7 protein-coding genes and 4 tRNA genes are annotated in these 12423 nt (G+C 48.9%); all 11 read left to right on the forward strand.

Annotated features, from left to right (window positions below):
- Positions 1–19 precede the first annotated feature (19 nt).
- The 11 genes from recQ (at position 20) to KUA49_RS04515 (ending at position 12318) form a co-directional block, all read left to right on the forward strand.
- Positions 20–2203, forward strand: a complete 2184-nt coding sequence (recQ, locus tag KUA49_RS04465) for a DNA helicase RecQ (RefSeq protein ID WP_218412392.1) — start codon at positions 20–22, stop codon at positions 2201–2203.
- 103 nt (positions 2204–2306) lie between these two features.
- Positions 2307–3791 (forward strand): IMP dehydrogenase, encoded by a 1485-nt coding sequence (gene guaB, locus KUA49_RS04470; RefSeq protein ID WP_203040132.1) that lies wholly within the window; start codon positions 2307–2309, stop codon positions 3789–3791.
- Positions 3792–3808: 17 nt separating this feature from the next.
- A complete protein-coding gene (locus tag KUA49_RS04475; RefSeq protein ID WP_218412391.1) occupies positions 3809–5290 on the forward strand; it encodes a peptidylprolyl isomerase in 1482 nt (493 codons plus the stop codon).
- A gap of 27 nt (positions 5291–5317) precedes the next feature.
- Positions 5318–6769, forward strand: coding sequence for a peptidylprolyl isomerase (locus tag KUA49_RS04480; RefSeq protein WP_203050672.1), 1452 nt, complete (start codon positions 5318–5320; stop codon positions 6767–6769).
- Complete coding sequence (locus tag KUA49_RS04485) at positions 6766–8550, forward strand: OstA-like protein (protein WP_218412390.1); 1785 nt, start codon at positions 6766–6768, stop codon at positions 8548–8550. Before KUA49_RS04480 ends, KUA49_RS04485 begins: the two co-directional genes overlap by 4 nt.
- Before the next feature lie 30 nt (positions 8551–8580).
- Complete coding sequence (gene mutL, locus KUA49_RS04490; protein WP_218412389.1) at positions 8581–10458, forward strand: DNA mismatch repair endonuclease MutL; 1878 nt, start codon at positions 8581–8583, stop codon at positions 10456–10458.
- Between the two features lie 102 nt (positions 10459–10560).
- A complete protein-coding gene (locus KUA49_RS04495) occupies positions 10561–11727 on the forward strand; it encodes an OmpA family protein (RefSeq protein ID WP_218412388.1) in 1167 nt (388 codons plus the stop codon).
- Positions 11728–11865: 138 nt separating this feature from the next.
- Positions 11866–11940 (forward strand) — tRNA-Val (locus tag KUA49_RS04500).
- A gap of 50 nt (positions 11941–11990) precedes the next feature.
- Positions 11991–12065: transfer RNA gene (locus KUA49_RS04505), tRNA-Val, on the forward strand.
- Positions 12066–12116: 51 nt separating this feature from the next.
- A tRNA-Val gene (locus KUA49_RS04510) sits at positions 12117–12191 on the forward strand.
- A gap of 52 nt (positions 12192–12243) precedes the next feature.
- A tRNA-Val gene (locus tag KUA49_RS04515) sits at positions 12244–12318 on the forward strand.
- Positions 12319–12423 lie beyond the last annotated feature (105 nt).

Raw genomic sequence — 12423 nt, forward strand, 5'->3', positions numbered from 1 at the left:
AAAAAATAACAAGTTGGATATGACGGAACAGGTAAATCTTACGGAGCAATTGAAACATTATTTCGGTTTCGATTCTTTTAAAGGCGAACAGGAAGCTATTATCAGGAACCTGATGGACGGCAACGATACCTTTGTGCTGATGCCTACAGGTGGTGGTAAGAGCTTGTGCTATCAGTTGCCATCCTTGATTATGGATGGTACAGCCATCGTCATCTCTCCATTGATCGCCTTGATGAAGAACCAGGTGGATGTTATCAATGGACTGAGCGAGGATGATGGCGTGGCTCACTATCTCAATTCATCCCTTAACAAATCGGCCATCGAGAAGGTGAAGGGCGACATCCTGAGTGGTAAGACCAAACTCCTTTATGTGGCACCGGAATCCTTGACCAAGGAGGATAACGTGGAATTCTTGAGAAGCATCAAGATTTCGTTCTATGCTGTCGATGAGGCGCACTGTATCTCTGAGTGGGGACATGACTTCCGCCCAGAGTACCGACGCATACGCCCTATTATCAACGAGATAGGCAAGGCACCGGTGATTGCCCTTACGGCAACGGCTACCGACAAGGTGCGCACAGACATCAAGAAGAATCTGGGCATAGTGGATGCCCGCGAGTTCAAGAGTTCGTTCAACCGTCCAAACCTCTTCTATGAAGTACGTCAGAAGACTAACGACATAGACCGCCAGATTATCATGTTTATCCGTCAGCATCCTGGTAAGAGCGGTATCATCTATTGTCTGTCTAGAAAGAAGGTGGAGGAACTTGCCGAAGTGCTCAAGGCTAACGACATCAAGGCAGCGCCTTATCATGCCGGACTGGATTCTGCCACCCGTTCGCAGACTCAGGACGACTTTCTGATGGAGCGTCTCGACGTGATTGTGGCTACCATCGCCTTCGGTATGGGTATCGACAAGCCGGATGTAAGATTTGTCATTCACTATGATATTCCTAAGAGTCTGGAAGGCTATTATCAGGAGACTGGACGTGCGGGACGCGACGGTGGCGAAGGCATCTGCATTGCTTTCTATGCACGCAAGGACCTGAGAAAGCTGGAAAAATTCATGGAGAACAAACCTGTGGCAGAACAGGACATCGGCCGACAGCTCTTGCAGGAAACAGCGGCATACGCTGAGTCTTCGGTGTGCCGACGCAAGATGCTGCTGCATTATTTCGGTGAGGAGTATAATGTGGAGAACTGCCACAACTGCGACAACTGTCTGCATCCTACCGAGAAGTTTGAGGCGAAGGATGCCCTGGTGGTTGTATTGCAGGCGGTGGCTGCCGTGAAGGAGAACTTCCGACAGGAGTATATCATCGACTTCGTGAAGGGCCGTGGCACCGACGATATCGTATCTCACAAGCACGACCAGCTGGAGGAGTTTGGTGCAGGCGAGGATATGGATGCCAAGGTATGGAATCCGGTGATTCGCCAGGCGCTGATAGCGGGTTATCTGAAGAAAGACGTAGAGAACTATGGCTTGCTGAAGCTCACTGCAGCCGGCAAGCGCTATCTGAAGGCTCCGAAATCGTTCATGATTGTAGCCGACAAGGAATTCAAGGACGATTATGTGGAGCGCAGTCATGATGGCGGCACCAATGTGGAGGCATTGGACCCGGCACTCTTTGCCATGTTGAAAGACCTGCGCAAGAGTGTGGCTAAGAAGCACAAGCTGCCACCATACGTCATCTTCCAGGACATTTCTCTGGAGCAGATGGCTACCATGTATCCGCACGACCTTCAGGAGCTGCAGAACATCCAGGGCGTGGGTGCCGGCAAGGCGAAGCGCTACGGCAAGGAATTCTGCAAGCTGATTCAGGATTATTGTGCGGAGAACGAAATCGAGCGCCCTGAGGAAATCAGAGTGAAGACCGTGGCGAAGAAGTCGCTGCTCAAGGTGAGCATCATCCAGAGCATCGACCGCCAGGTGGACCTGGAAGACCTGGCTAGTGCCAAGGGGCTGGAATTTGCCGATTTGTTGGATGAAATAGAAGCAATCGTGTATAGCGGCACCAAGTTGAACATTGATTATTTCATAGAAGACAGGATGGATGACGACAAGATAGACGACATCTACGACTACTTCATGGAGAGTGAAACAGACGACTTGGAAGCGGCACTTGATGAGTTGGACGAAGACTACACAGAAGAGGACATTAGACTGATTAGAATCAAGTTTTTGTCCGAACAAGCCAACTAATCACGTTAAATAGCATTAATAAGGTAAGATTTTCGTGAAAATGGAACTCTATCTGAGAAATTATTGCTAAATTTGCACGCAATAAATTTTTAAAGGTTACAATATGTCATCATTTGTTGCAGATAAAATTGTAATGGACGGTCTCACTTACGACGACGTCCTTCTGATCCCTGCGTATTCAGAGGTACTACCAAAACAGGTAGAGTTGAAAACCAAGTTCTCTCGTAACATCGAGTTGAACGTTCCATTCGTTACAGCAGCGATGGACACCGTTACCGAGGCTTCAATGGCGATTGCCATCGCCCGCGAAGGTGGTATTGGTGTTATCCACAAGAACATGAGCATCGAGGAGCAAGCTCGTCAGGTTGCCATCGTGAAGCGTGCTGAGAATGGTATGATTTATGACCCTGTTACTATCCGTCGCGGTAGTACAGTGAAGGATGCCCTTGATATGATGCACGATTATCATATCGGTGGTATTCCAGTGGTGGATGATGAGAACCATCTCGTAGGTATTGTTACCAACCGTGACCTCCGCTTCGAGCGCCACATGGACAAGAAGATTGATGAGGTGATGACCAGCGAGAATTTGGTTACCACTCACATTCAGACCGACCTGATTGCTGCCGCTGCCATCCTGCAGGAGAACAAGATTGAGAAACTCCCTGTAGTTGACAACGAGAATCACCTGGTAGGTTTGATTACTTACAAGGACATCACCAAGGCTAAGGACAAGCCAATGGCTTGCAAGGACTCTAAGGGTCGTCTGCGTGTAGCAGCCGGTGTAGGCGTTACCGTGGATACCATGGATCGTGCCAAGGCTTTGGTTGAGGCTGGTGCTGATGCCATCGTCATTGATACTGCTCATGGTCACTCTAAGGGTGTGATTGAGAAGTTGAAGCAGGTAAAGGCTGCTTTCCCACAGGTAGATGTTGTGGTAGGTAACGTGGCTACCGGCGAGGCTGCCAAGTTCCTGGTAGAGAATGGTGCTGATGGCGTAAAGGTGGGTATCGGTCCTGGTTCCATCTGTACTACCCGTGTGGTTGCTGGTGTGGGTGTACCACAGTTGAGCGCTGTTTATGATGTTTACTCTGCATTGCAGGGCACAGGTGTTCCTTTGATTGCCGATGGTGGCTTGCGCTACTCTGGTGATATCGTGAAGGCTTTGGCTGCTGGTGGTAGCTGCGTGATGATCGGTTCTTTGGTAGCTGGTACCGAGGAGAGCCCTGGCGACACTATCATCTTCAATGGCCGTAAGTTCAAGAGCTATCGTGGTATGGGTTCACTGGAGGCTATGGAGCAGAAGAATGGTTCTAAGGACCGTTACTTCCAGAGCGACACCAAGGACGTGAAGAAGCTCGTACCAGAGGGTATCGCAGGTCGTGTACCTTACAAGGGAACTGTACAGGAGGTTATCTACCAGTTGATTGGTGGTTTGCGCTCAGGTATGGGTTATTGCGGTGCTTTCACCATTGAGAACTTGCACAACGCTAAGTTTACTCGTATTACAAATGCCGGTGTATTGGAGAGCCATCCACATGATATCACTATCACCAGTGAGGCTCCTAACTACAGCCGTCCTGAATAATTATTTGAATAGAAAAAATGAAATTTTATGCGCTTTTCGCAGCTATGCTCCTTTCGGGGGGCATAGCTTTTGCTCAAAACGACGACCCTACTATCATGACCATCAATGGTCAGCCTGTCAGTCGTTCCGAATTTGAATATTCTTACAACAAAAACAATTCCGAGGGTGTCATCGACAAGAAATCTGTTGATGAGTATGTCGACCTGTTCGTCAACTACAAGCTCAAGGTGTTGGCAGCTAAGGATGCCCGTATCGATACGCTCAGTTCCTTCAAGAAGGAATTCCTTCAGTATCGCGACCAGCAGATTCGTCCTACGATGATCAATGAAGCAGATGTCGTTGCGGAAGCGCATAAGATTTATAATGAAACCAGAGAGCGTGTCACCAAGGCGGGCGGTATGGTTAGACCAGCCCACATCATGATACGTTTGGGCCAGAAGGCTACAGCCGAGGAACAGGAGAAGGCGAAGCTGAAGGCTGACTCTATCTATAATGCCCTTGCCGACCGTTATGTTATCGAGAAGGTAAAGAACAAGAAGGTAAAGAAGTTGGTGAAGAGTGCTGACTTTGCCGAGATGGCCAGGAAATACTCAGATGATAAGGGCTCTGCCGTAAGAGGTGGCGATATCTCATGGATTTCGAAGGGACAGACGGTAAAGGCTTTCGAGGAAACAGCATTCTCCATGAAGAAGGGAGAAATCAGTAAGCCTGTATTGTCGGAGTTTGGCTATCACATCATCAAGTTGGAGGATAAGCAGGATTTCTTCCCGTACGATTCGGTGAAGAACGATATTCTCCGTTTCATCGATGCAAGGGGAATCAGAGAAAGAATCGTTGACCAGAAGCTGGATTCCATCGTGAAGACATTGCCTGCGGGAACCGACCGCGAGACAATTCTGGATAAGAAGACAGCCGAGTTGACTGCCAAGGACAGCAATCTGAAGTATCTGGTACAGGAATACCACGACGGACTGATGCTCTATGAGATCAGCAACCGCATGGTTTGGGAAAAGGCTGCGAAAGACGAAAAGGCTTTGGCTGCTTATTTTGCCAAGAACAAAAAGAAATACAAGTGGGAGCAGCCTCGTTTCAAGGGCATTGCTTACCATGTGAAGGATGCCGCTGACGTGGCAGCCGTGAAGAAATGTGTGAAGGGTAAACCTTTCAGCGAATGGGCTGAGTTGCTGCGCAATGCATTCAATGCCGACTCGGTGGTGCGCATTCGCGTGGAGAAAGGTATCTTCAAGGAGGGAGACAATGCCTTGATTGACTCGGTGGTGTTCAAGAAGAATGCCAAGGTAGAGAAGGTGAAGGATTATCCTATCGATGCCACTTTCGGAAAGATTCTCAAGAAGGGTCCTAAGGAATATACCGACGTGAAGGCGCTGGTGGTTGCCGACTATCAGGACCAGCTGGAGAAAGACTGGGTGGCTGGTTTGAGAAAGAAATATCAGTTCGTGGTCGACCCTGAGGTGCTGGCTACGGTAAACAAACATTAATATATATTTATCAGAACGGACGTATCAATGAATACTGGATATAAAATGAGTCTGGCGTTTGTGGCATTGCTCTTGGTAATAGGCATGAGTGCAAGCGCCTCACGTATGGGGATGAGCCGCCATGCTTCTGCAGCCGAAGCAGATTCGAGCCAGCAGGAAGCGAAGGGTGACTCGGAGAATATAGCCCCAGGCAGCGTCGTTGACGAGGTGATTTGGGTAGTCGGCGATGAGGCTATCTTGAAGTCGGATGTCGAGGTGACTCGACTTCAGGCTGAAGCAGAAGGAATCAAATATGCTGGCGACCCTGACTGTTCCATTCCGGAGCAGCTCGCCGTGCAGAAACTCTTCCTCCATCAGGCAGCCATCGACAGTATCGAGGTTTCTGAATCGGAAGTGATGCAGGGCATCGACGACCAGATCAATCACTGGATTTCCATGATTGGTTCGCGTGAGAAACTGGAGGAATACCGCAAGCAGAGCGTTACCCAGATGCGCCAGCAGATGCACGATGATTTCAAGAACCAGCAGCTCATCCAGAAGATGAAGCAGGAACTGGTGAAGGATATCAAGGTTTCGCCTGCCCAGGTGCGCAAGTATTTCAACAACTTGCCAGCCGACAGCATTCCTTTCGTGCCAACTGAGGTGGAGGTGGAGATTCTCACCATGCAGCCTCGTATTCCTATGGAGGAAATCAACCGTGTCAAGAACCAGTTGCGTGACTTCACCGACCGTGTGAACAAGGGTGAGACCACTTTCGCAACCTTGGCTCGTCTGTATAGTGAAGACCCGGGTTCTGCCCGCATGGGTGGAGAGATGGATTATATCGGTAGAGGTATGTTGGACCCAGCGTTTGCCAACGTGGCATTCAACCTAACCGACCCGAAGAAGATTTCCAAGATTGTGGAGTCGGAGTTCGGTTATCATATTATCCAGCTCATCGACAAGCGCGGTGACAAGATTAAGTGCCGTCACATTCTGCTGAAGCCAGTGGTTTCTCAGGAGGCTATCGACAAGTCAATCGGTCGTTTGGATTCCATCGGCAACGACATCCGTGCCAAGAAATTCTCTTTCGAGGATGCAGCAGGTGCCTTGTCTGACGATAAGGATACCCGAAACAACAAAGGTCTGATGGCAAATGCCACTTCTGCCGACCGCACCTCTAAGTTCCAGATGAAGGATCTTCCTACCGAGGTGGCACGCGTGGTAGACACCATGAAGGTGGGTCAGGTATCAGCGCCTTTCACCATGGTAAACAGCAAGGGCAAGACCACTTGCGCCCTGATTAAGCTGGTGAGCCGTGTAGATGGTCACAGAGCCACCATCACCGAGGACTTCCAGGTGATGAAGGACGTGGTACTTGCCAAGGAAAGAGAAAAGACTTTGCATGATTGGGTAGTCGACAAGATTAAGAGGACCTACGTTCGCATGAACGACCGCTACAAAGATTGCAAATTTGAATATCAAGGTTGGGTTAAATGATCAGTAACAGACATTATAATAATATCAAGAACGGGCATAGAATCTTTTTCGCATTGATTCTATGCCTATTTGGGTTTTCTTTGGTGCTAGCTATGCAGGCACCTAAGAGGAAGCACAAGAAGCGCCCTCAGGGAGACAGAGTCTATCTTCTCCATGCCGATGAGCTGCGCTACGACATGTATGGCAACAATCCGGATGCCCAGATTGTGAAGGGCAAGGTTTCCTTCATGCATCAGGGCGGTCACCTCACCTGCGACAGTGCCTATTTCTATCAGGGTTCCAACTCGGTGAAGGCATTCGGTCATGTGCATTATCGCCAGGGAGACACCCTCTCGCTTACCTGCGAAAGGGCTGATTACGATGGAATGATGCAGATGATGCATGCCCGCAAGAACGTGGTGCTGCGCCATCGCCGACAGACGCTGCTTACCGACAGTCTGGATTTCGACCGTCTGTATAACATGGCTAACTTCTTCGACGGCGGTACGCTGATTGACGGCAAGGATAAGCTGGTTTCCGACTGGGGAGAGTATCACACCGAGACCCGAGAGGCAAAGTTTGTTTTCAACGTAAAGCTGCGCAGCGGCAAGGATGTGATTACCACCGATACCTTGTATTATGACGTACCTACATCCACTGCCCATCTGGTGGGACCATCTCGGATTATCTCGGGTGCCAGCGTGGTGAATACCCACGATGGTTACTATGATACCAAGACCGATAAGGCGAAGCTCTTTGGCCGATCTACGCTGGTGGATAAGGACAAGTCCATCACCGGCGACAGTCTCTACTATGTAAAGAATGGCGAGAGCACGGGTTATGGCAATGTGGTGTATGTGGATAAGAAGAATAAGAATACGCTGACATGCAACTATCTCCGATATAACGAGAAAACCGGTAAGGGATTCGCAACCAAGAATCCTGTTGTTGTCGACTATTCGCAGAAAGATACCTTGTGGATGCATTCGGATACGATGCGCATCTACACTTTCAACATCAATACCGATTCCGTTTACCGCAAGGTGCATGCCTATCCTCATGTACGTGCCTTCCGCAATGACATCCAGGCAGTATGTGATTCCCTGGTATTCAATTCCCAGGACTCCTGCATGACGATGTATAAGGATCCTATTACCTGGAATCTCAATCGCCAGTTGCTGGGTGAGGAAATCAAGGTATATATGGCTGATTCCACTATCCGCTTTGCCCATGTGCTGCGTCAGGCACTTTCCATCGAACAGATGCCCGACAAGGAGCACTTCAATCAGATTACATCCAGCGAGATGAAGTCTTATTTCGACAAGGGCGAGATGAAGATGTCGGAAGCCATCGGTAATGTGCAGACCGTGTATTACATGACTAACGACAAGGACAGTTCGCTGGTGGGTCTCAATTATCTGGAGACCGATACCATGCGTATGTATCTGGGAGCGGCACGCAAGCTGGACAAGATTTGGACCAACAAGTTTACCAGTACGATGTATCCGATGACCCAGATTCCGCCAGCCAAATATAAACTGCCTAATTTTGCCTGGTTCGAAGATATCCGTCCTAAGGATAAAAACGACATCTTTGTATGGCGCGGCAAGGCGAAGGGTTCCGAGCTGAAGGAAATCAAGCGCCATCAGGCTCCGCTTCAGACGCTTCAGAAAAACGCATCGGTAGAAGTGCCTGAAAAGGAAAAAGACTTAGTAGAAGAGCCTAAGGTGGTATCTTCCAAGGTTTCGGCAAAGCAGAAGACTTCCAAGGCAAGAGCCAAGAAGAAACCAGGTGTTCGATAGTATAGTTCTTATTTTAAAATCTAAACGACGATGAGTGATGTCATTCAACTTTTACCCGATTCTGTTGCCAATCAGATAGCGGCAGGAGAGGTGATACAGCGTCCAGCTTCCGTAATCAAGGAGCTGGTTGAGAACGCTGTGGATGCAGGCGCCCGGAATATCCATGTATCTGTGGTGGATGCCGGTCGCACCAATATCCAGGTCATTGATGATGGCAAGGGAATGTCGGAGACCGATGCCCGATTGGCTTTCGAGCGTCATTCCACCTCGAAGATCCGCAAGGCAGATGATCTCTTTGCACTCCGCACCATGGGATTCCGTGGTGAGGCTCTCGCCTCTATCGCCGCAGTGGCGCAGGTGGAACTGAAAACCCGACAGGATAGTGACGAGATAGGTACGCTGGTTGCCATCTCAGGATCCCGATACGAACGGCAGGAACCTTGTGCCTGTGCCGTGGGAACCATCTTCTCGGTGAGTAACATCTTCTATAATGTTCCGGCTCGAAGAAAGTTCCTCAAGTCGAACGCCACCGAACTGAATAATATCCTGACTGCCTTTGAGCGCATTGCCCTGGTGAATCCGCAGATTACCTTTACCCTGCGCAGCAATGGCACCGAGGTGTTCAATCTTCGTGCGGCGAATCTGCGCCAGCGCATTCTGGATATTTTCGGAAAGAAGTTTAATCACGACCTGCTGCCAGTGAACGTGGAAACCACCATGTGCAAGGTGACTGGGTTTGCGGGCAAGCCTGAGTCGGCACGCAAGAAGGGAGTTCATCAGTTCTTCTTTGTCAACGGAAGATACATGAAGCACCCTTATTTCAACAAGGCTGTGATGGCGGCTTACGACCGGCTGATTCCGCTGGGCGAGCAGGTGCCGTACTTTCTCTATTTCGAGGTAGACCCAAAAGACATTGATGTCAACATTCACCCTACCAAGACCGAAATCAAGTTTGAGAACGAACAGGCCATCTGGCAGATTCTCTCGGCGGCAGTGAAGGAAAGCATCGGCATGTTCAATGATGTGCCTACCATCGATTTCGATACTGAGGATAAACCGGAGATTCCTGTTTACAATCCTGAAGTTCCTGCATCCACGCCGGCTCCGAAAATCAGTCTGAATCCTAGCTACAATCCTTTCAAGGTTCATTCTTCTTCCAATGCCAAGCCTGTGGGTGCCGGTTTTCCGGGACCTTCGAGCACCAAACCGGAGGTTGACCAGAACTGGGAGCAGCTCTACGAGGGGCTGAAAGACCAGGATGAACAGCAGCATACGATGGAACTTTTTGATAATCCGGATCAGGAAGCGAGTGAAGGAACTTCGCCAAGCAGTATCATTGCAGAGAAATCTCCTTCTCATTATCAGTATAAGGGTAAGTATATCATGACCGCCGTGAAATCGGGTCTGATGATTATCGACCAGCATCGTGCCCATGTGCGCATCCTCTTTGAGCAGTATCTGCGCCAGTTGAAGGATCGCACCTTCCATTCTCAGAAGGTTCTCTTCCCGGAAGTGGTTCAGTTTCCGATGTCGGAGAAGGTTATCTTCGAAAAGATATTGCCCGAGATGAACGAGATGGGCTTCGAATTGGAAGACTTGGGTGGTGGCAGTTATGCCGTCAACTCAGTGCCTGCCGGATTGGAGGGAATGAATCCCGTAAAACTGGTACAGGATATGGTGGCGAGTGCTGTAGAGAAAGGTGTATCTGCCATGGAAGAAATCAATACATCCCTGGCACTCTCGCTGGCTCGCCAGGCAGCTATACCTCATGGACAGGTGTTGAGCAACGACGAGATGGAGGGTTTGGTGAACGGACTTTTCGCCTGCGAGAATGTGAACTACACCCCCGACGGCAAGTCGGTGCTTTGCATCCTGCAGCAGCAGGAGATAGAGCATCTTTTGGGATAGAGCGGGCGGATATATAATAATGTACATATATAATAAGGTGTATATATAATAATGTATATATAATTATAGTATAGGTAAACCATAAGTTAAAATCAGAAAGAAATGAAAAAGTTATTAGCTATGCTGGCTTTGGCTAGCGTTACAATGGGAAGTTTTGCTCAGGACGTGACTCCTGATGAAAAGTATAGTATTGCCACCAATTCTTTTGCAAGCAATTGGTTCGTGCAGGTAGGTGCCGACTGGAATGCCTGGTATTCTGCCGAGGAGAGAGGACATGGCATGGCGAAGAGTCCATTCAAGAAGTTCCGCTCTAATCCAGGTGTATCACTTGCCATCGGTAAGTGGTTTACACCAAGCATCGGTCTCCGTACCAAGCTTCAAGGCATCTGGGGCAAAAAGGTGGATGCCGACTGGAACGATGGTACCAACGAAGGCAATGGCAACAAGTATTGGGCATTGAACGAGCAGGTGATGTTCAACCTGAGCAATCTTTTCAAGGGCTACAGAGAAAACCGCATCTGGGATGTGATGGCATTTGCCGGTGCCGGTGTGGGTCGTTCGATGACCTATAACACATACGCCCTGGATTATAGTGCCGGTGTTCACTCTTCCTGGAAGGTAGCCAAGAAGACCAGCGTCTTTGTGGAGGCAGGCGTGAATACCTTCGATCATAACATCGACAACTGCAAGGGTGTAGCCGACCAGAGCTGGAAGCGCCGTTGCAACAATTTCTATGCCGAGGTGGGCTTGACCTTCAACCTGGGTAGTGCAAAATGGAAGAAGGCTCCGGATATGGATGCAGTCAATGCACTTCATCAGTCAGAGCTTGATGCCTTGAATGCAGCCCTGGCAGATGCCAATGCAGAGAATGAGCGTTTGCAGAAGCTGGTAGAGAACCAGCCAAAGAATGATGCTGCTGCCAAGACAGAGGCTGCTGCTCCTGCATTCGCCAACACTCCACTTTCTGTGTTCTTCAATATCGGCAAGTCTTCTATTGCATCCAAGAAGGATTTGGTAAATGTGAAGGCTCTTGCTGAGTTTGCGAAAGAGAATGATACCAAATTGCTGGTTACCGGTTATGCTGACTGTGCTACAGGTTCTCAGGCATTCAATCAGAAACTCTCTCAGAAGCGTGCTGAGCAGTTGGCAAAGCAGCTTGTGAAGATGGGTGTGGATAAGAATAACATCGAAATCAAGGCAAACGGCGGTGTGAAGGAGTTGAAGCCAAACTCTTATAATCGTCGTGCAACCGTTCAGATTGCAGAGTAATCTCCCTATAAGAAGGCACTTTTCCCCGTGAAAAGTGCCTTCTTTTCATGTATTTTTTGAGAAATTTGAAAAAAAACGGGAAAAAGTTTGGTGGAATCAAATATTTGTAGTACCTTTGCAACCGCTTACGAAAAGTAAGGGCGCTTAGCTCAGCTGGTTTAGAGCATCTGCCTTACAAGCAGAGGGTCGGCGGTTCGAATCCGTCAGCGCCCACAGGGGTGTTCCCTGTGACTCACTTTTGTGGTTGCAGGGATTTTTTTTCAGGGCGCTTAGCTCAGCTGGTTTAGAGCATCTGCCTTACAAGCAGAGGGTCGGCGGTTCGAATCCGTCAGCGCCCACGGAACTTGGTTTCGTGATTAACTGAAGAAAGAAATCCTTACTTATCATAAGGGCGCTTAGCTCAGCTGGTTTAGAGCATCTGCCTTACAAGCAGAGGGTCGGCGGTTCGAATCCGTCAGCGCCCACGGAACTTGGTTTCGTGATTTTAATTTTAGAAAGAATATTTATTTATCATAAGGGCGCTTAGCTCAGCTGGTTTAGAGCATCTGCCTTACAAGCAGAGGGTCGGCGGTTCGAATCCGTCAGCGCCCACCCTTATGAAGGTCTTCCAACAAAAGTTGGGAGACCTTTTTGTTTTAATTAAAGCTAAATAATTCCTTGTTATTCTGTTTTTTCAAAGGAATTGCTTAACTTTGC

The sequence above is a fragment of the Segatella copri genome (assembly GCF_019249655.2).
Classification (GTDB): Bacteria; Bacteroidota; Bacteroidia; order Bacteroidales; family Bacteroidaceae; genus Prevotella.